This window comes from Bradyrhizobium barranii subsp. apii, from assembly GCF_011516635.5.
GTDB classification, from domain to species: Bacteria; Pseudomonadota; Alphaproteobacteria; order Rhizobiales; family Xanthobacteraceae; genus Bradyrhizobium; species Bradyrhizobium barranii.
The window spans coordinates 8,742,930-8,762,052 of sequence record NZ_CP096255.1; the positions used below are offsets into that span (position 1 = coordinate 8,742,930).

Sequence of the window (19,123 nt, forward strand, 5' to 3'; positions counted from 1 at the left end):
CCCTTCGGGTGCAAACCGATTATATCGATTTCACCTCGCCGCCGTCCATCCGCAACGCCGAGCCGGTCATCCAGCGCGCGCCGGGCGATACGAGGAACGCCATCAACTCGGCGATCTCTTCCGGCTCGCCGTAGCGCGCGATCCCGGCGTCCTTGAGAAACTTCGCCGTAGCTTCCTCGACGGTCATGTTGTGCAGCGGCGCCCAGTGCTCGAGGTAGGAGCGGCGGCGGCCCGTCATCACCGGCCCCGGCAGGACGCTGTTGACCTGGACGCCATCGCTGATTCCCTTGTCGGAGAACGCCTTTGCCAAGGCGACGATTGCAGCGTTGATGGTGCCGACCGCGGCATAGGGCGCCTTGGGGAAAGAGGCCGAGTTTCCCGACATCAACACCACCGCCCCCTTCGCGGCCATGAGCGACGGCCAGGCGGCGATCGTGAGCCGCCGGGCGCCATGCAGCTTCAACGCCAGTCCGGCGTCCCACTGTGCCTCCGTCGTCTCGAACAGATCGACCTGAGGTACCGCCCCTGCGATATTGAGCAGGGCATCGATCCGGCCGAACGCCGCCATGGTCTGGTCGACGACAGATTGAGCGGCACGAGGTTCGGCCAGATCGGCATCGATCACCAGCACCCCGGCGCCGGCGGCCCGGACCGCCCTTGCGGTGTCCTCGAGATTGGCGCGGTATCGCGCCACCAGGGCAAGCGCCGAGAAATCGCGCGCCAGGCGCACCGCAGTCGCCCGGCCGATTCCCTGGCTCGCCCCCGTCACGATGGCGACTGATTTCGACATATGAACTCTCCCGAATACCAAGCTTGCAAATATCAGTCGCGAACGACGACCATCTTTCCGACGGCCTCGTTCGCCTCCATGACGCGATGCGCCTCGCGAATCTCGTCGAAGCGAAAGATCCGCGCCGGCTTGACGTCCAGCCGGCCGGCCGCGGCGTCGGCGGCGATTTCCCGCAGCGGCACGTCGGAGAGCGGGAACCCGGGCGTGCCGAACACGAAGCTGCCGAAGAAGGTCAGGTAGACGCCGCTCGGCATCTGCAGCAGCGGGTTGAAATCCGGAATCGGATCAAGCCCGCCGAGCCAGCCGGCGAGACAGGAGCGGCCGCCGCGGCGAAGCATGGCGAGGGAGTCGAGCACGACGCTGTTGCCGACGAGGTCCAGGACTGCGTCGACCTGCTTCGCCTCGGGCAGATGCTTTGAGAGATCGCGCCGTTCAATTTCGCACCGCGCGGCTCCGAGCTTCTCCAGCATGGCAAAGCGCTCCCGGCTGCGCGTCGTCGCGATCACCCGCGCGCCGGCATTGACCGCGAGCTTGAGTGCGGCCTGACCGAACGAGGACGTCGCTCCGCGAATGACGAGAAGCTGCCCCTTCTCGAGATCGAGATTTCGGAAGAGACAGGTCCATGCCGTCGCGAAGGTTTCGGGGATCGCTGCGAGCTCGGCCCAGGGCAAATCCGCATCGATCGATGCGACATTCGAGACCGGCGCACGCGTGTATTCGGCGTAGCTGCCGTTGATGGTCCGGCCGAGACCGCCCATCAATGCGGCCACCTTGGCGCCCACCCGAAATTCGCCGCCCGGGCACGACTTCACGAGACCGACGCATTCGATACCGCTGATCGGCGCCGCTTCGGCCCATTCGCCCCGGCGCATGTGCATTTCCGCATGATTGATGCCGAATCCCTTGACCTCGATGACGGCATGACCAGGCTGCGGCTCCGGCTCCGGAACATCCCGATAGACGAGGCTGTCCAAACCACCGAATTTTTCAAGAACGATAGCGCGCATGATGGCTCTCCTGACGTTTCTCGCGGCGAGGGAAGCGGCGGTTACCTATTCGAATTCAGCTGGCCAAGAAAATCACCGATCGCCGCTGCGATCTCCCGCGCATGAGTCTCGAGCGCAAAGTGCCCCGTGTCGAAGAAGCGCACTTCGGCGCCCGGCATGTCGCGCTGAAACGCCTTCGCGCCCGCCGGCAGGAAAAAGGGATCGTTCTTGCCCCAGACCGCCAGGAAGGGCGGCTTGTGCATGCGGAAGTAGGCCTGGAATTCCGGATACATGGCGACGTTGGTCCCGTAGTCGCCGAACAGATCGAGCTGGACCTCGTCCGCGCCAGGGCGCTCGAGATAATGGTTGTCCAGCGTGTATCCGTCAGGGGAGACCAGGGAGACGTCAGGCACCCCGTGGGTGTATTGCCAGACCGTCGTCTCTGGCGAAAGGAATGATCGCAGCACCGCCCGATTCGCTTGCGATGCATCTTGCCAGTAAGCCCGGATCGGGCTCCAGCCTTCGCTCAATCCCTCCTCATAGGCATTGCCATTCTGCGAGATGATGGAAACGATGCGCTCGGGATGCCGAAGAGCCATCCGAAAGCCCGTCGGCGCGCCATAGTCGAAGACGTAGAGCGAGAAGCGAGGAAGTCCGATGACTTCCGTGAACCGTTCGATCACCTGCGCCAACGCGGCGAACGTATAGGCAAAGCTTTCGCGCGCCGGCATGTCGGACTGGCCGAACCCGGGCAAATCCGGCGCCACCAGTCGGAAGCGATCCGAGAGCGCCGGGATCAACTCGCGGAACATGTGGCCGGCCGTCGGAAATCCGTGCAGCAGCAGCAAGGCGGGCGCGTCAGCCCGTCCAGCCTCCCGGTAAAATACGTTCAGTCCATCCACGTCCGCCTTGCGGTATCGAATGCTCGTCATCTGTGGTCCCTCCCTCGACACCTGTTGCGCCCGGTGAAATCGATGATCCGATGGCAGCCGACCCGAGGCGGTCTCACCTGGACATTTCGCGGCTCGGGGCGATCCGGTTACAGACTCCCCGGGGATTTCTGCCCGTACGAGACTGCCTGTCGCCTGCCCTGCCCGATCTATCGTGCCTCGGATCCATTCATTCGAACTCCCTGCGATAGTCCGTAGGAGTCCAACCCGTCGCTTTGCGAAAGGCGGAGCTGAAGGAGCTCGTTTGCGCATAGCCCAGGCTGAGTGCGATGTCCGTAATCGATACCGCGCGATCCGCCAGCCGCAGCTTGGCGAACTCCATGCGTCGCTGCACCTGATACTGGTAGGCCGGGATTCCGAACGACTTCTTGAAAGCGCGGCAGAAGTGGTGAACGCTGAGCCTGACGAGCTCGGCGAGCTTGAGGAGGCAGACCTGTTCTCCCAGATGCCCCTCGACGTACTCGACCACGACACGCTTCTGCCAACCCGCGAGACCTCCACGACTGACCGCTGCCGGTTCGCGAACAACATCGTGATCAGACCTGGAAAGCTCGTGGGCGAGCACGCCGCAAAGCGCTTCGAGGTAGGGCGCGCAATTCGTCTCGGCGCTCTCGATCGCCTTCTTCAATTTGGAGGCGGTTTCCCAGACCAGCGGATCCTCGAAGTATATTCTTGGCGCGAGCCCGGCCGCGCCGTCGTCGGACTTGTGAAGCGCGGCGGGATCGAAATAGAGGAAGGTCACCTGCGCCGACGAGGCAGTCTCATGCCATTCCCGATAGGCGCGTCCCGCCGGGACAAAGGTCAGCCTGTGCTCGGAACCGCGCAGCTTCGACGAGCAGAGGCCATCGATGGAGGTCTCACCGCTTTTCCGCGCTCCCTCGTTGTACAACGCCAGGAGATGTCTCGATCCCTGAAAGCGAAATTCGATCCTGTTGCCGACCGGGAGGTGAACGCTCTCCGAAAACCACCAGCGCCAGCCGATCCCAAGGCGCTTCACCGGCTCGGAAGGCGTTATGCTGACCGTCGGATGAAGCGTCGCGTCGGACGGCCTGGACGACAGCATCTCGTCCACCGGCCGGATTGGCGAAGCGGAGACCGCCATCCGTGGCGTGCTCTCACTCGAATTTGATACGTACATCCCCATCGTCGTCGCCCTGTTCTGTGCTCCGGATGGCCGCGTCCAATCGTCAACGACTTTCTGCACGGAGGAGATGCCCTGGTCGCCTGGATACGGGCGTTGAAGCCGCAAGCTGCACGTGGCGTTACCTCTCCGGTCAAGGCGCGCTGCCAACGCCGGATGGCAGCACCGCACAGTGGCAACATGCTTTTCATCGCGCTGGCGGGCAATCTCACGCTTGTGCTGTTCCGACCCATACTTAGGTATGGGCCGCATGCAGGGACGGTGCTGAGATGATTCAGCAGGAGATGCCAGTCCCGAAGCTTCAGCCTTGGAGCTGGAGCGCTTCTGCCATTCGAACGAGCATTGCCGCGGTTTTTGCCCCGAGCTTCCGCATCACGCTGCCACGATGCATCTTGACTGTCGCTTCGCTGATCGAGAGCTCGCTGGCGACCTGCTTGTTCATCAGACCGGATGCCACCAGCGTCATCACTTGCCGCTCGCGCGTGGTCAGGAGTGCAAACTTCTCCTGCAACTGCGCCAGGTGCGCGCTGTCGTCACGCCGATCGATGTCCTTTCGGATCGCGGCCGTGATCGCATCGAGAAGGTCCTGGTCCCGTATCGGCTTGGTGAGAAAATCGACCGCCCCCAGCTTCATGCCTCTTACCGACATGGGAATGTCGCCAAAGGCGGTCATCAGGATCACCGGGATTCCGACATTGATTTTCGTCAGGTACTCCTGCAGCTCCAAGCCACTCGTGCCGGGCAATCTGACATCGAGCACCAGGCACGCAGGGGCATCCGACAGTTCAACCTTGAGGAAATCCGAGGCTGATCCGTACAGGGCGACTTTGTAGTGCAGGGACTCGAGCAGGTCGCCAAGGGACTCGCGAACCGCGCGGTCATCGTCGACGATATGAACAACGCCGGAAGGAGGCATGTCTACCGGCTTTCCGACGTCTGAACCGCCTGGCGAAGCGGGAGAGCGAAGGTGAACTTCGCTCCGCACCTCCCGTTTTCTTCCACCCATAGCTGTCCTCCGTGGAGTTTCACTATCTTGCGGCAGATCGACAGTCCCAGACCGAGTCCCGCTCCCTTCGTCGTATAGAGCGTCTCGAAGACCCGCTCTCTATCAGCCGGGCTGATGCCGCCCCCCGTATCCGCGATTGCCACGGAAATCATACCATCGGCGACCCCCGAAGAGAGGGCCAAAATGCGGTTCCCGTCCTCGACCGCGGCCATGGCCTCGATCGCGTTGCGCACGAGGTTGAGGGCGACCTGCTGGACCTGAACACGGTCTGCTTCGACACGCGGCGATGATCGATCGAAGTCGGTACGGACGATGACCCCGGCACGCTCGATTTCCCTGTTCGACAGAAGCAGAACCTCCGCAACCGCATCGTTGATATCGAACTCGGCAAAATGGACCTGCGTGCCCCGCACCAGAGAGCGGACCCCGGTCACAACCTCCGCAGCCCGGCGTGCCTGCCTGATGATGCGCGCGACCGATTTCCGGGCCTCCCCGGCTTGAACGGGATCCCGGGCGAGCCATCGGAGGCAAGCTTCCGCGCTCATGATCATGCCCGTCAGCGGCTGATCGATCTCGTGAATGATCGAGCCGGCGAGCTCGCCAAGGGACGTCAGACCCGTCGCCCGTGCAAGCTCGTTTCGCGCGTCGGCGAGAGCCTGCTCCGCCGCCTTCCGTTGCGACACATCCGTGATGATGCCTTCCAGCTCGAGGTCTCCCGTGGGCCCCTCATCGAATTGTCCGACGGCCACGACATGCAACGTCTTGCCGTCCCGGTGGACCACGCGGTACTCGTGGGTGAATGGCGACTTCGTGCTGATCGCCTCGGTGAGGTCCTGCTCCAGCGCGGGGTAATCCTCGGGGTGGACCCGGCTCCTGAACACCTCGAAGGGCACGGGGTTTACGTCCAGGTCGATATCCAGGATGCGGTAACATTCGCGCGATCCGCGGGAGAGCAGGGTGCGCGTGTTCCAGCGATAGCTGCCCATCCCGCCGATCTGCTGACCTCTGACCATCCACATGTTGGTCTCGCGCAGCGCCTCGAACAGGCGGACGGATTCGAATGAGACGGCGGCCTGATTGGCCAGCATGGATGTCACCCAGACGCATCGCGGCGTGAAGATATCCGCATCTCCATCCGCTTCGAGATAGAGAACGCCGATCGCCCAGTGCTGGTGAATCAACGGCAGGCACAGCTGCGCTATCTTTCCAGACGGCGGGTTTGCGGGATCAATCAGTGCCGAGCTCTCCGCGTCGGCTTGCCTCACGACCGTTTGCTTTCGATCAAGCACCTGTTCGGCAAGGTCGCTCGGCAGGAGGAATTCGGCGTGCGGCGGGAAGGAGGCAAGGAAGTTCGCCCTCTCGCGCGGGAAGCTCGCATCGGCCTTGGCAAGCAACTCTCTTTGCCCGCTGAGCAGGATCGCCCCCCGACTGGCCCCGGAGTAACTCAGCGCCTCCATCAGGAGAGCCTTGGCCAATCCCTGATAGCTGATTTCTCTCGAGATAATCTGAAACGCCTTTGCGACCAGATCGAGTTCGTGCGTCTCGTTATCAAGCCTCATACCGAGATGTCTCGTCGTGAAAATCATTTCCAGACGTCTCGACGCATCACCCCGCCGCTTGCGTATCGAGGGGCGGGACGAGAGCGCGTCAGTACGCCGCAACATGTAACGGGACTTGCGAACGTTGCCAAGTTTGGTTGCGAGAGCCACGGTTCACGAGCCCGCGCCATGCACGTCGTTGCGCATTGCCCCGATTTTTTTCGAAGCAGGTGTAACCGATGCGACGGTTGCTCCGAATGTCCACGAAAGTGCGGAGCAACGGCATTGCGCCCCGCTGGCCGTCGGCATGCCTCGCCTGCTGTTCAGGCCAAATCGGGGCGTCGAGACACTGCCGCGCAGGCCCGCATCGGCAAGGAAACAGGAATGATGACCGCGGACTCTCCGAAGACAGAACGCCTGAATGCCCTCTCGGATGCGGTTTTTGCAGTCGTTATTACAATTCTCGCCCTGGACCTGCGCCCGCCACACGCTCCGAGCCTCGATGCTCTATTCGAACTCTGGCCGACCGTCATCGGCTACGCGGTCAGCTATCTCTTCATCGCCATCGTCTGGGTGAACCATCACCACCTTCTGCACTATGCAAGCGCAGCGACGCCCCGATTGATCTGGGGAAACTTCGCTCATCTGTTTTCAGTCTCGCTGCTGCCGTTCTCGACAGCCTGGATCGCGAGCTCAAAGCTGGCGCCACTGCCCGTCACCGTCTATGCCGGCGTATTCGCCCTGGTGAACGCGACCTATCTGTTGCTGTGCTGGGAAGCCGTCGACCGGCCGGCGATCGAGGAGATCCCGAGCCAGGCGCGCATGGTGATGCGCATGCGATCCTTGACCACCCTGTTCGGCTTCCTCGCCGCGGCGGCCGTCTCGTTGCACTATCCCATGTTCGCGCTGGCCATGATCTGCATCTGCCTTGCCGTGTATCTCAAGCCTCAGGTCGCAGGACACGGGCCGCATCTTGCTTCAGCAGATACAACGATACCGCAAGCAGCACGACATCCTTCATCAAGAACGGAACGTTGCCCGTCATCGCCGGAAAGCCGCCTGCAGCAGCGTCCCAACCGTCCGGCATAAACGGAATGATCGTGACTGTTGCGATGAAGGTGCCGGTCGACCCTAGGGCGCCCAGAATCCCGAGGCGCTTGCTCCAGAAGCCCGCGAATATCAAAGCACCAAAGGTCCATTCGGCGACGCCGAGGAACCAACTGGCGCCTTGATGGCCGAAAGCGGGATAGAGCCACCAGATCAGCGGACCGTTGCTGATGAAGGGGTCCAGGCGATCCGCCTCGTACGCCCACCATTTCTGGTAGCCGAAGAAGAAGAACAGGATCACCATCGACGCCCGGACGATGTGGTAGTCCAGGTCTCCCGCAAGCAGCCCCGATATCGGCAGCCTGCTTGCGAACGATTTGCGCTGGGCTCTCGCCAATGTACTCATGGTGCCGATCCTCCTGATCCTAACTCACAGGCCCTTGCGTGGTCAGCGCCTGACCGAGATCGATCAGAAGCCGGCAGACAAGGCCGTCGGGCGCGAAGTCGAGATCGACCTGCGCGCCCGGCAGGGCCCTTGCGATCAGTTGCGTGCCAAAGCCTCTGCGTTCGGGCTTGGTCACAATCGGTCCGCCGCGCTCGCGCCACTGGATCGCAAGACCTTGTCCGCCGAGATAGGGCGGGCTTTCCCAGATCACCTCGACGGCTCCTGCCGTCGATGTCAGCGCGCCGTACTTGCTCGCGTTGGTAGCCAGCTCGTGAATGATGACGTGCAGCGCCAACGCGATGTGCGGCTCCAGCGTGATATCCGGCCCCGCGAGCAGAATGCGGCCCCTGTGAAACATCGCGTGCGGTTTGAGCGTTCGCTCCAGCATCGCCGCGAGAGACACTCGCTGCTCTCCCGCGGATTCGATTATCCTGTAGGCATCGGACAGGGTCGCGATCCGTGCCGAGAGCGCCTCGCGAAAATCGGCGGTCGTATTCGCATCGGTGTTGTTCACGAAGCACAGAACGATGCTGAGGATATTGCGCATGCGATGCTGCAATTCCCTGACGACAAGCTCGAGCTCGTCATCCCGGATCGGGGCGATCCGCTCAAAGTGCGCGCACCCGCTTCCGCCGTCGTGGAACGAACCGGTGACAGTGTGCCTCATGTGCAGACCTATCGCTGTTTGCTGAACCGGATTTCGATCAACACCCGCGGCAGATTTTCAGCTTCTTGTCGAGATCTGCGTCCAGACCTTCCAGTTTCCGGTTGAAGTCGGTAATGCGCTTCTGCAACGCATCCTCGGCGACTGAATTCGGCATGAATTCATTGCCGCGCGGCTGCACCTGGACGGTCTCAGCCGGGCTCGGCGCTTTCGGCGACGGCGCCGGGAGCGGATCTGCCAGGGCGGTTAGAGGAATGGCGGCGAAGCTCAGGATGAGGGATGAACGGAGTTGCATGGTCGCGCCTCAACGCAGTTGATTGCCATGATGACGCGCACATTATGCAGCATGTGTACGAGCCTCGCTGTTCGTGGATTGCGCCGATTGAGGCGATATTGTTGGAAATGATTCCGTCTGCGCCCCGATTCATCCTAGGGTGCCGCTGGCGCGGGCCTTTGCTCTGCGAGAATGACTGAGAAGAGCCCGCTGTCGTCAGTCCAATCGGCGACGGGATTCCATCCGCCGGCCTGCAGCAGGACGAAGGCATCCCTCCGCCCGTATTTGAGGCTGTTCTCCGTGTGGATGGTCTCGCCGTTCGACAACGAGAAGACGCGACCATCGACCTCGAAGCGGACGTCGCGCGTGGCTTCCAGATGCATCTCGATACGCGCCTCCGCATCATTCCAGCGCGCCAAATGGAGAAACGCGCCCAGGGGAATCGAGCCGCCCAGCTCGCGGTTGATCCGGTGCAAGAGGTTGAGATTGAATGCGGCCGTCAGCCCTTGCGCGTCGTCATATGCCGGCAGGAGAACATCCTGATCCTTGATACGGTCGATGCCGATCAGCAGCATCGATCCGGCACCCAGGGTCACCGCCATCGCCCGCAACAGGTCGACCGCCGCAGGCACAGTGAGGTTTCCGATCGTCGACCCCGGAAAGAAGCCAAGGCGCGCAGTCGAGGCAATCTCGTCCGGCAGCGCAAAGGGATAGGTGAAATCGGCCTCGGTTGGATAGATCGGCAGTCCCGGGAATGCATGCGACAAGCCTACCGCAACCTCCCGGAGGAATTCGCCCGAGATGTCGATCGGCACATACGCAGAAGGCTCCGTCTCTGCCAGCAACAGTCGCGTCTTTGCCGACGAGCCTGAGCCGAATTCTATGACTGCGCGGCCCGGCCCCGCGAGCGCGGCGATTTCCGATACCGCGGACGCAAGGATCGATCGCTCGGTTCGTGTCGGGTAGTATTCGGGCAGCAGCGTGATGGCTTCAAACAGAGCCGATCCGCGACGATCATAAAGCCATCTCGCCGGAATTGCCTTTGGCGCGAGGCCCAGCCCTTCCATGATGTCATAGCGGAACGCCGCCGTCAGGTCGGCCACCGTAGATCGCATTTCGTTCTGGAGTTGAAGCAATTTCGGCTTTCCTTCGCACGAAGTCTCGGTCGACCCGGCCGGCGGCCGCAATGAAGTCAGGAGACCAATGTCGACAATTTCTTCAGGCCGCGGTGGATATTGATCTTGACCAGGGCCGCCGACTGTCCGGTCGCACCGGCCGCTCGCGCGATGCTCAGACCATTGAGCTTCACGAGGCGGATCACGCTCTCTTGCGCAGGCTTCAACCGGCCAAGGAGCTGGTCCAGCGCAGCAGCGCTGATCGCGGCACCTTCGTGATCCTCGATTGCGATGTCTTCGTCGAGTGCGAGCGCGCTGTAGCGAGACGCATCGCGCACGCGATCGACCCATTTGTAGCGGGCAATCGCCGTCACCCAGGCGCCGAAGGGCTTCGAGGCCGCAAACGTGTGGCGTTTCGCGTGAATGGCCAGAAGCACCTCCTGCCTCGCATCGTCGGCGGCGGGATAGGGAAGCCGGCGCGCGTAGTAGGCCCGAAGCCACAGATCCAGCTCCCGCAGCAATCGCTCGTATGCGTCTCCATCCCCTGCTCGCGCCGCAAGCAGAAGCCGGCCCCATCGCTCCGAACAATCGTTCCATCTCTCCCAACGGGCCGCCTTCCGGCGATCATGTCGCGGCGAATCCGTATCCCCCCGGGGTCGTGCACGCCCGGGCTCGTCGCCGGCAGACGATTGCGTCGCCATAGAGGACGTGATGTCGTCACCCGAGAGCGCTTTCATCTTCGAAGGCTCCTGTCGAGACACTCAAGCAGCGCGCTCGTTTCGAACGGCTTTCTGAGAAGGCAGAATGCGCCGATCGAGGCCGCTTCGGCGTCCAGCTGCTTGTGAGGAAGCGCAGTAATGAGAATCACCGGCGCTCCGACCTTCTGCTGCTGGAGCTCGCGAACGAGGTTCAGCCCGCCCATTCCTGGCATGTGAACGTCGGCAATGATGCAGTCGAAGCTGAACCGGCCGGCGTAGCTCAGCAGCGCTTCGGCCCTGTCAAACGGCTCGGAGCGGTAGCCGATCGATCGCATCAGATCCACCAAAGACAGGCACAGGGCCTCGTCGTCATCGACGACACCTACGTAAGGGACCTTCACCTGACTTACCCTCGCAAGACGCGATCATCATCGAAACGCGATCGCAACACGGGCGATTGAAGCGCAAGCCGCTCTCCAGTTGACCAGGCGGCTGCTGTCGTGACGTTCGATGCTTGTTCGCGAGAGGCACATGTTCGGTCTCCCCAACTGAGGAAAATCCAGTAGCTGCGCCTGGATCGGTTGCGCATGTCGGCCTCGAGCATGCGTTCGGTGGGTGCCTCCGATAATCTCGCGATTGTGATGCACAGACCCATACTTTGGTATGGGTTTGCGGCGCCAAGGGCGAGCCACCGAGGGCGACGCGATGTCAGGCCACGCCGATTCCGGTCGCCTGCGGCCGAACGGCGCAAGTTTGAGAAATGCACGATAACCCGCGCACAGCGCGTCCTTCGAAGCTTGGCTACCGTTCAGATCGCGACAGACGTCGACGCCGCCCTTGGCGCCAAACCGCGACCTCGAGGATGAGACGACATCCGATGGACCATCTCATAAAGAAACTGTCCGAGCTCGATCTGGTCAGAGGCGATTTTGACTACCATGCCACGCGTGTGGCGATGATCATCGTGTTCTTCGTCTTCAGCTGCCAGAAATGGTTCGACTACGAAGCGCACGCGTTGATTCCGTTCATCAGCAATGGTCCGCTGATCTTCTGGCTGTATCCGGTGTTTGGCGTGCGCGGCGCGGCCTACTTCCTGGGTTCAGCAGAATTGTTGTTTGGATTGCTTCTTCTGCTCGGCTTCTGGAGCAGAAGACTGGCGGTCCTGGGGTCGCTGGGTTCATGCGCGACCTATGTCGCCACCGTGACGATCATTCCGTTCTTCCCCGATGCCTGGGCCGCGCCGGCCGGCGGATTTCCTGCGGCCACGTTGCCTTTCCTCTTCCTCATGAAAGATGTCGTACTGCTTGCAGCTTCCGTCTATCTGCTCAAGCGGGATCTCCTCCGGGCAGCAGCCGACGTGTCGCCGGCTCAGAACGGGATTGTTCGACAGGAAGCGATGCAATAACGCCGGTTGGCACTGGAAGAGCAGGATCAGGGTCGTCCCCCGTGACGGGCGATGAACTGCTCGGCGACATCGGCGAGGTCGTTGCCGATGATCTGCGTGAGCGTAGGTTTGCGACGACGGCTTATAGACCTTGACGCTGTCCACGCTGAGCGACCTTTCGAAGACTCCCGCTTTTCTCCCGCGCTCAAGCTGGATGCTTCATCCACGGTTGAGCGGAATTGCCGATCAGAGCGCATCGGAACAACTCTTGTCGGTGACGCTGGGTCCGAACGGAATGTGGCTCATGCCATGGCTCCGATCCCGGCTATTGTTGGGGATTGGCGTTGGGAGTACGTTCCCGGACGGGACAGGTGAGCACCTTTCCCTCCTTTTCAATCGACTGGCCGGCTAGTTCCGGAGTCCGGCAGATGCACGTATCCTCGCGGGTATCCACGAATGGCAATGCCGGTCTCAAGGCGTCATGGGACGACGGCGAGCGCGTCTTTTGCCGTGAATGGCGCCGGGACGCCGATGGCGACGTCAACAGTGTCCTGACCGTAAGGGCGGCTACGGAACATCCGCCGGCCGCGGTCCTCGACCGGCTCGCCCATGAATACGCCTTGCGCGACGAGCTCGATGGGACCTGGGCCGTACGGCCGCTGGAGCTGATCCGCGACGGTGGTCGAACCTTGCTGATATTGGAAGATCCCGGCAGCGAGCCGCTCGAGCAGTTGCTCGGCGCGCCGATGAAGCTGGACCATTTCTTGCGATTGGCTCTCGGCATCACCACCGCCGTCGACCAGCTGCATCGGCAGGGCCTGGTCCACAAGGATTTGAAGCCGGCCAATCTTCTGGTGAGCGGAGCAGACGAGGTCAGGATCACCGGATTTGGCCTTTCATCTCGCCTGCCGCGCGAGCGACAGCAGCTCGAACCACCGGAGACCATGGCGGGCACGCTGGCCTACATGGCGCCCGAGCAGACCGGCCGCATGAATCGGTCCGTCGATTCCCGCAGCGATCTGTACGCACTTGGCGTGACGTTCTACCGGATGCTGACGGGCGTACTGCCGTTCACCGCGGCCAGTCCGATGGAATGGGTGCACAGCCACATCGCGAGACGTGCCGTTCCACCCGCCGAACGAGTCAATGGCGTGCCTTATGCCGTGTCGGCGATCATCATGAAGCTCCTCGCCAAGACGGCCGAGGACCGCTACCAGACCGCAGCCGGTCTCAAGAGCGACCTCGAACGGTCACTCGCCGAATGGGAAGCGCAGGGACGAATCGATGATTTCGTCCTGGCCCAAACCGATACACCGGACCGCCTGCTGATTCCCGAACGGCTCTACGGCAGGGAGCACGAGATCGAGGCGTTGCTCACCTCGTTCGATCGCGTCACCCGGAGCGGCACGCCCGAGTTGATCCTGGTGTCCGGCCCCTCCGGTATCGGCAAGTCCGCTTTCGTCGACGAAATGCAGAAGGCCGTGGTCCCGTTGGGAGGCTTCTTCGCCTCCGGCAAGTTCGATCAGCACAAGCGCGATATGCCTTACGCGACGCTCGCGCATGCGCTTCAAGGCCTTATCCGAGGCCTCCTCGCCAAGAGCGATGCCGATCTGGCACCCTGGCGTAGCGCACTGCACGACGCGCTGGGCCAGCTCGGTCAACTGATGGTGGATCTCGTACCGGAGCTGCGGCTGGTGATCGGGGATCAACCACCTGTCCCGGAGGCCCCCCGCAAGACGCACAGCGACGCTTCCAAGTCGTCGTTCGACGCTTCATTGGCATCTTCGCCAAGCCTCACCATCCGCTCGTGCTTTTCTTCGACGACCTGCAGTGGCTCGACGTGGCCACACTGGATCTGATCGCGTTTCTTCTGAACAGATCCGACCTGCAAAATCTGCTTCTCATCGCCGCCTATCGACGCAAGGATGTCGACGTCAAACATCCGCTGGCACAACGGCTCGTCGAAATTCGCGCCTCCCGTAAACGGGTGCGGGAAATCGACCTGGCACCCCTCACCCGCGCTGCCGTCGAGGAATTCACCGCGGATGCACTTCACTGCGAGCCGGCATACGCCATGCCCCTGGCGCAGCTGATATACGAGAAGACGAACGGGAATCCGTTCTTTCTCACGCAGTTTCTGCGGGCACTGGCCGAAGAAGAACTACTGGCCTTCGATCATGACAAGCGACAGTGGCGCTGGGATCTCGAACGCATCTAGAGCATTTTCCGACCGGAAAGAATCGGGTGGGGATTCCCAAAACGGCGCGAGTCAGATTCAAGCTGCATGCTGGCGAGGGAGGCCAGCATGTATGGCCAGGGCGCTTTCGGTTGATCTTCGCCAAAGGGTGGTAGCCGCGATTGACGGTGGCATGTCCTGTCGACAGGCTGCTGAGCGCTTTGGTGTCAGCGCGGCCAGTGCGATCCGCTGGCGCGCTCGCCTCAAGAAAGTTGGCGACATCGTTCCTAAACGCCAGGGCGGTGACCGCAAATCGCAGCGCATCGAAGCGCATTCGCAATTGATTCTGGAGGCGGTGACAGCGAGGCCGGATATCACGCTTGCCGAGTTGCGAGAACTGTTGAAACGTCATGGAATATCGACTGGCATCGCGTCGCTCTGGCGTTTTTTCCAGCGCAGAAAGATCACACTTAAAAAAAGACAGCGCACGCCGCCGAGCAACGGCGCGGCGATATAAATGCCGCACGTGAGGAGTGGTTCGAAGGGCAAATCGACCTTGACCCTGAGCGTCTCGTCTTCATCGACGAAACCAGCGCCAACACCAAAATGGCGCGGCGTTACGGGCGCTCGCCACGCGGCGAGCGATGTCGTGCAGCTATCCCACACGGACATTGGAAGACGACGACGTTCACCGCTGGATTGCGCTCCGACGGTCTGATCGCGCCGCTTGTTCTGGACGGTCCAATGGATGGCGACGCTTTCCTGGCCTACGTCGAGCAATTGCTCGCCCCATCGCTGCGGCCGGGCGATACCGTTATCATGGACAACTTGCCCGCTCACAAGGTCCATGGCGTTCGAGAGGCCATCCAGGCGGTCGGAGCTAGCCTGCTCTATCTTCCGCCCTACAGTCCAGACTTCAACCCGATTGAAATGGCCTTCTCCAAACTGAAAGCGCTGTTGCGGGCCGCCGCAGCCCGCACCATGCCCGATCTCTGGCAAGCAATCGCCAACGCTCTCAAACGCTTCTCACCCGAGGAATGTCAAAATTATCTCGTCGCGGCTGGTTACGACGCAACGTGATCGGAAAACGCTCTAGGAAAAAAGCTACGCCGAAAACGTCGCGCGTCTCATGGTCGGCAAGCTGAGCGGTTTGCGCGACGAGACACGTCGGGCCCTGCTGGAGCTGGCCTGCCTGGGCAACAGCGCCGAGATCGCAATGCTCTGCCTCGTGCACGGCGCATCGGAGCAGACGCTGCACGCGGATCTGCGAGACGCGACGCGTCTCGAACTAATTCGACGCCTCAAGAGCTCCTATGCGTTCGTGCACGATCGCGTGCAAGAGGCCGCTTATGCGCTTCAACCGGACCAAAACAGGCGAACGGCCTTGCACCTTCGGATCGGTCTGGTCCTGGCAGCGCAGCTGACGCCTGACGAAACCAACGAGCGCGTCTATATCGTCGCCAACCAGCTGAACCGCGGCATCGCCGCTTTGACGAACGGCGCTGAACGCGAACAGGTCATTGCCGTCAATCTCGCCGCGGGCCGGCGCGCCCGAAATGCAACGGCTTACCACGCGGCGGCAACCTACCTTGAAATCGCCCGCGAACTGCTCGGAGAGGAAGGGCATCCGCGGCGCAGCCGGGACGCCTTCGCGATCGGCCTGCTCCACGCCGAATGCAAATTCCTGCTCGGCGAGCTGAACACGGCAGAAGCGGAACTGACGGTCCTGTCGCAGAGCTGTTCGGACATTCAGGCGAGCGCCGAGGTCGCCAGACTCCAGGCGCAGCTATACACCACCGCGGGACAGCTCGAGCGAGCGGTCGACGTTTGCCTCGCATTCTTGCGCAGGACCGGGATTGACTGGTCTCCTCATCCCAGCCGCAGCGAGGTGGACGAGGATCGGCGGCGCCTGCGGAGCTTGACCGAAAAGCTGTCCGACGAGCAGCTTCATGCGCTACCGCCGATGACCGATCCGGATCATCGTGCGACCATGGGCGTCCTGGCCGACCTCCTCACGCCTGCGTTTCTCACCGATCGCAACCTCTCCGACACCATGCTCTTGGAGGCCACTCGACTGACGCTCCAGCACGGGACCAGCCCTGAAGCGTGCTACCCGCTGACCGCCATATTCGGCGTGCTCGCGAGCAATTCAACCGATGCTGAACTTGGATTCCGGCTATCGCAATTTGGCGCAGCCCTTGCTGACAGGCAGCCGCAGACAGGGCTGAGCGGCCGGGCGCTTTTGGTATTCGGCCTTCACGTGACCCCATGGATTCTCCCGATCCGATCGGGACGGCCGTTCATTCGGCGCGCACTCGCAATCTGCTTGACGACCGGAGATCTGGCATTCGCGGCGTATTCGCATCGCGGACTGATATCGGTGGATCTCTTCTGCGGCGATCCGCTCATGGACGTCTGCTCGCGCGCCGAGCGGTCTCTGGCATTCGCCGAGGGTCTGGGCGTCCGATTGGCTGCGGAGGGCCTCATCAGGCAACGAGATCTGGCGCAGAGCCTTATGGGGCGCAATGGCCGGAATGACTTCGAGAGCCCCGCGGCGCTTCAGCCCTCGGATGCGAGCGAACCGATAAGCGCCTTCTTCTACTACGCGACGCAAATTCAGATCGAAGTCATTGCCGGACGTGACGATGTCGCGATTGCCCTCGCCGCACGCGCGGAAGCGCTCTCATGGTGCGCCCGCTCTTATTCGGATTTCACCGAATACCGGTTCTACACGGCGCTCGCTCATGCCGGGGCTTATCACGCATCACGCCCCGAGGATCGCGAGCGACGCCTCAACGACCTCCGCGAACACCACCGCAAGCTGACAGTCTGGTCCAACCGTTGCCCCGCGAATTACGCTGCCCGGCAGAAGCTCGTCGCGGCGGAACTTGCGCGCATCGAAGGCCGCGAACTCGAGGCGGAACAGCTGTACGAGGAATCGATCCGATTGGCGCAAGAATCCGGCTTCGCCCAGATCGAAGCGATCGCTGCGGAGCGTGCAGCAGGGTTCTACGAGGCGCGCGGCATTCGAACGGTCGTCCTGTCCTACCTGACAAAAGCGCGCGATTGCTACGCGCGCTGGGGCGCCGAGGCGAAGGTGGGCCAGCTCGAGAAACTCCATCCGAACCTGCGGGAGCGAGGATCCGCGCTCAGCGCCGCGGGGACGATCGGAGCACCTGTCGAGCAGCTGGACCTTGCGACGGTTCTCAAGGTGTCGGAGGCTGTTTCAGGCGAGATCGTGCTGGAGAAGCTCACGGAGACCCTGCTTCGTTCGGCCATCGAGCACGCGGGTGCGGAACGCGGCGTGCTGATTTTGCCGAGGGGTTCCGAGCTGAGAATTCGGGCGGACGCCGTGACTGGCGGCGGTTCGATCGCTCTCGATCTCGCCGATTCGCCGATCTCCGCCACTGAAGTCCCGATGTCGATCGTGCTTTACACGGCTCGCACCCAGGAAAGCGTCGTGCTTGACGATGCCTCGACGAGCAGCGCGTTCGGCGGCGATGAATACATCCAGAAGAAGCACGTCCGATCAGCCTTGTGCGTGCCGCTCGTCAAGCAAGGCAGGGCGGTGGCATTTCTGTATCTCGAGAACAATCTCGCCTCGCGCGTCTTCACACCCGCCCGGATCGCGATTCTGAAATTTCTCGCATCCGAGGCTGCGACCTCGCTCGACAATGCCCGTCTGTACCGGGAGCTTCAGGAGCGGGAGTCGCGGATTCGCCGGCTGGTCGAGGCCAACATCATCGGGATCTTCATCTTCGATCACACCCCCGACATCCTCGATGCCAACGACGCGTTCCTGAAGACCATGGGATATGATCGCGAGGATCTCGCCGCAGGCCGGTTGCGCTGGGCAGATCTGACGCCGCCCGAATGGCAGGAGCGCACCGACCGCGCCCGGGCCGAATTGAAGGCGACGCGGGTTGTCCACCCGTTCGAAAAGGCGTTCTTCCGCAAGGACGGCAGCCGGGTGCCGGTGCTGACCGGCGGAGCCTTGTTCGACGACGAGCAAGAGCAAGGCGTTGCCTTCGTGCTGGATCTCAGCGAGCGCAAGCGCGCCGAAACCGAGGCACGCGAGAACGAGCAGCGTTACCGCGAGGCTCAGATGGAGCTGGCCCACGCCAACCGCGTGGCGGTGATGGGACAGCTGACGGCGTCGATCGCCCACGAGGTCAATCAGCCGAACACCGCCGTCATCGCCAGCGCGCAAGCGGCCTTGAGCTGGCTCGATCACCAACCGCCGGCGCTGGAGCAGACGCGCAGGGCGCTGACACGCGCCATCGAGAACGGCATCCGCTCCAGCGAGGTGATCGAGCGAATCCGGGATCTCGTCAAGAAATCACCGCCCAAACGGGATTCCCTGGCGATCAACAACGTCATCGGCCAAGTCATCGAACTCACGCAGGCTGAGGCGGCACGGAACGATGTGTCGATCCAGACGATATTCGCCGATCGTCTGCCCAAGGTCATCGGGGATCGCGTCGAGCTGCAGCAGGTCACGCTCAACCTGATCCTGAACGCCATCGAGGCCATGAGCGAGACAACGGGGGGCAAGCGCGAGCTGTTGATCCAGACCGCGAGAGCGGATGCCGAGAGCATACGCGTATCGATCACGGATTCGGGACCGGGCTTGTCGGCGGAGGGCCTCGCGCGGCTGTTCGAACCCTTCTACACGACCAAATCTGGCGGCCTGGGTGTCGGACTGTCGATATGCCGTTCGATCATCGTTGCGCATGGCGGCAGGCTCTGGGCGACTGCAAACGAACCGCGCGGAGCCGTCTTCCAGTTCACCGTACCGGTCGATGACGGCTTTACGGTTGGTTGAATCATCTCGGCTGGCGTCATCACACCGCAAAAATTGGTGGGATGACCTGTAACCAAGGCCGGGCCGCGGACGAAATATAGCCAT

Annotated in this window: 15 protein-coding genes and 2 pseudogenes; 5 read left to right on the forward strand and 12 right to left on the reverse strand. The window is 62.2% G+C overall.

Annotated elements, in window-relative coordinates:
* Positions 1-19 precede the first annotated feature (19 nt).
* The 6 genes from HAP41_RS41895 to HAP41_RS41920 form a co-directional block, all read right to left on the reverse strand.
* Complete coding sequence (locus tag HAP41_RS41895; protein ID WP_166078232.1) at positions 20-790, reverse strand: SDR family oxidoreductase; 771 nt, start codon at positions 788-790, stop codon at positions 20-22.
* A 32-nt stretch (positions 791-822) separates the two neighbouring features.
* Positions 823-1,797, reverse strand: coding sequence for a zinc-binding alcohol dehydrogenase family protein (locus HAP41_RS41900; protein ID WP_166078231.1), 975 nt, complete (start codon positions 1,795-1,797; stop codon positions 823-825).
* Between the two features lie 41 nt (positions 1,798-1,838).
* Positions 1,839-2,708, reverse strand: coding sequence for an alpha/beta fold hydrolase (locus tag HAP41_RS41905; RefSeq protein ID WP_166078230.1), 870 nt, complete (start codon positions 2,706-2,708; stop codon positions 1,839-1,841).
* A gap of 187 nt (positions 2,709-2,895) precedes the next feature.
* Positions 2,896-3,828, reverse strand: a complete 933-nt coding sequence (locus tag HAP41_RS41910; protein WP_166078229.1) for a helix-turn-helix transcriptional regulator — start codon at positions 3,826-3,828, stop codon at positions 2,896-2,898.
* A 340-nt stretch (positions 3,829-4,168) separates the two neighbouring features.
* The gene (locus tag HAP41_RS41915) at positions 4,169-4,783 is read right to left on the reverse strand and encodes a response regulator transcription factor (protein ID WP_166078228.1); all 615 of its coding nucleotides are present in this window, start codon (positions 4,781-4,783) and stop codon (positions 4,169-4,171) included.
* A 2-nt stretch (positions 4,784-4,785) separates the two neighbouring features.
* Complete coding sequence (locus HAP41_RS41920) at positions 4,786-6,432, reverse strand: ATP-binding protein (protein WP_166078227.1); 1,647 nt, start codon at positions 6,430-6,432, stop codon at positions 4,786-4,788.
* A 366-nt stretch (positions 6,433-6,798) separates the two neighbouring features.
* On the opposite strand from HAP41_RS41920, the pseudogene HAP41_RS41925 reads away from it, so the two are divergent.
* A pseudogene (locus HAP41_RS41925) lies at positions 6,799-7,020 on the forward strand (TMEM175 family protein); the annotation flags it as partial.
* Between the two features lie 331 nt (positions 7,021-7,351).
* Here the strand turns inward: HAP41_RS41925 and HAP41_RS41930 are convergent.
* From HAP41_RS41930 to HAP41_RS41955, 6 genes are all read right to left on the reverse strand, one after another.
* The gene (locus HAP41_RS41930) at positions 7,352-7,864 is read right to left on the reverse strand and encodes a YkgB family protein (protein ID WP_084794953.1); all 513 of its coding nucleotides are present in this window, start codon (positions 7,862-7,864) and stop codon (positions 7,352-7,354) included.
* Between the two features lie 19 nt (positions 7,865-7,883).
* Positions 7,884-8,570 carry a sensor histidine kinase gene (locus tag HAP41_RS41935; protein ID WP_166078226.1) on the reverse strand — a complete coding sequence of 229 codons (687 nt, stop codon included), beginning with the start codon at positions 8,568-8,570 and terminating at the stop codon, positions 7,884-7,886.
* A 37-nt stretch (positions 8,571-8,607) separates the two neighbouring features.
* On the reverse strand, positions 8,608-8,862 hold the full coding sequence (locus HAP41_RS41940) for a hypothetical protein (protein ID WP_063980878.1): 255 nt from the start codon (positions 8,860-8,862) through the stop codon (positions 8,608-8,610).
* 134 nt (positions 8,863-8,996) lie between these two features.
* On the reverse strand, positions 8,997-9,956 hold the full coding sequence (egtD, locus tag HAP41_RS41945; protein ID WP_166078225.1) for an L-histidine N(alpha)-methyltransferase: 960 nt from the start codon (positions 9,954-9,956) through the stop codon (positions 8,997-8,999).
* A 77-nt stretch (positions 9,957-10,033) separates the two neighbouring features.
* Entirely contained in the window at positions 10,034-10,477 is a 444-nt protein-coding gene (locus HAP41_RS41950; protein ID WP_223153778.1) for a sigma-70 family RNA polymerase sigma factor, read from the reverse strand.
* Between the two features lie 212 nt (positions 10,478-10,689).
* Positions 10,690-10,989, reverse strand: a complete 300-nt coding sequence (locus HAP41_RS41955; protein ID WP_248577153.1) for a response regulator — start codon at positions 10,987-10,989, stop codon at positions 10,690-10,692.
* A 542-nt stretch (positions 10,990-11,531) separates the two neighbouring features.
* Here HAP41_RS41955 and HAP41_RS41960 point away from each other — a divergent pair.
* The 4 genes and pseudogenes from HAP41_RS41960 to HAP41_RS41975 all read left to right on the forward strand — a co-directional run bounded on the left by HAP41_RS41960 (position 11,532) and on the right by HAP41_RS41975 (position 19,039).
* Positions 11,532-12,059, forward strand: a complete 528-nt coding sequence (locus HAP41_RS41960; protein WP_028148910.1) for a YkgB family protein — start codon at positions 11,532-11,534, stop codon at positions 12,057-12,059.
* 407 nt (positions 12,060-12,466) lie between these two features.
* Positions 12,467-14,256, forward strand: a pseudogene (locus tag HAP41_RS41965) (ATP-binding protein).
* A 91-nt stretch (positions 14,257-14,347) separates the two neighbouring features.
* Positions 14,348-15,294, forward strand: a protein-coding gene (locus HAP41_RS41970; RefSeq protein ID WP_166055883.1) for an IS630 family transposase whose coding sequence is annotated in 2 segments (ribosomal slippage) — positions 14,348-14,687 and positions 14,687-15,294 — 948 coding nt in all. Because the reading frame shifts where the segments join, the coding sequence is not laid out codon by codon here.
* Positions 15,295-15,343: 49 nt separating this feature from the next.
* Positions 15,344-19,039: an ATP-binding protein gene (locus HAP41_RS41975; protein ID WP_166078224.1), complete on the forward strand. Its 3,696-nt coding sequence runs from the start codon at positions 15,344-15,346 to the stop codon at positions 19,037-19,039.
* Positions 19,040-19,123 lie beyond the last annotated feature (84 nt).

Excerpts from the sequence above, each read along its gene's own strand:
- HAP41_RS41895 (WP_166078232.1), bottom strand. The coding sequence starts at position 790 with ATGTCGAAATCAGTCGCCATCGTGACGGGGGCGAGCCAGGGAATCGGC.
- HAP41_RS41900 (WP_166078231.1), bottom strand. The coding sequence starts at position 1,797 with ATGCGCGCTATCGTTCTTGAAAAATTCGGTGGTTTGGACAGCCTCGTC.
- HAP41_RS41905 (WP_166078230.1), bottom strand. The coding sequence starts at position 2,708 with ATGACGAGCATTCGATACCGCAAGGCGGACGTGGATGGACTGAACGTA.
- HAP41_RS41910 (WP_166078229.1), bottom strand. The coding sequence starts at position 3,828 with ATGGCGGTCTCCGCTTCGCCAATCCGGCCGGTGGACGAGATGCTGTCG.
- HAP41_RS41915 (WP_166078228.1), bottom strand. The coding sequence starts at position 4,783 with ATGCCTCCTTCCGGCGTTGTTCATATCGTCGACGATGACCGCGCGGTT.
- HAP41_RS41920 (WP_166078227.1), bottom strand. The coding sequence starts at position 6,432 with ATGAGGCTTGATAACGAGACGCACGAACTCGATCTGGTCGCAAAGGCG.
- HAP41_RS41930 (WP_084794953.1), bottom strand. The coding sequence starts at position 7,864 with ATGAGTACATTGGCGAGAGCCCAGCGCAAATCGTTCGCAAGCAGGCTG.
- HAP41_RS41935 (WP_166078226.1), bottom strand. The coding sequence starts at position 8,570 with ATGAGGCACACTGTCACCGGTTCGTTCCACGACGGCGGAAGCGGGTGC.
- HAP41_RS41940 (WP_063980878.1), bottom strand. The coding sequence starts at position 8,862 with ATGCAACTCCGTTCATCCCTCATCCTGAGCTTCGCCGCCATTCCTCTA.
- egtD (WP_166078225.1), bottom strand. The coding sequence starts at position 9,956 with ATGCGATCTACGGTGGCCGACCTGACGGCGGCGTTCCGCTATGACATC.
- HAP41_RS41955 (WP_248577153.1), bottom strand. The coding sequence starts at position 10,989 with ATGCGATCGATCGGCTACCGCTCCGAGCCGTTTGACAGGGCCGAAGCG.
- HAP41_RS41960 (WP_028148910.1), top strand. The coding sequence starts at position 11,532 with ATGGACCATCTCATAAAGAAACTGTCCGAGCTCGATCTGGTCAGAGGC.
- HAP41_RS41975 (WP_166078224.1), top strand. The coding sequence starts at position 15,344 with ATGGTCGGCAAGCTGAGCGGTTTGCGCGACGAGACACGTCGGGCCCTG.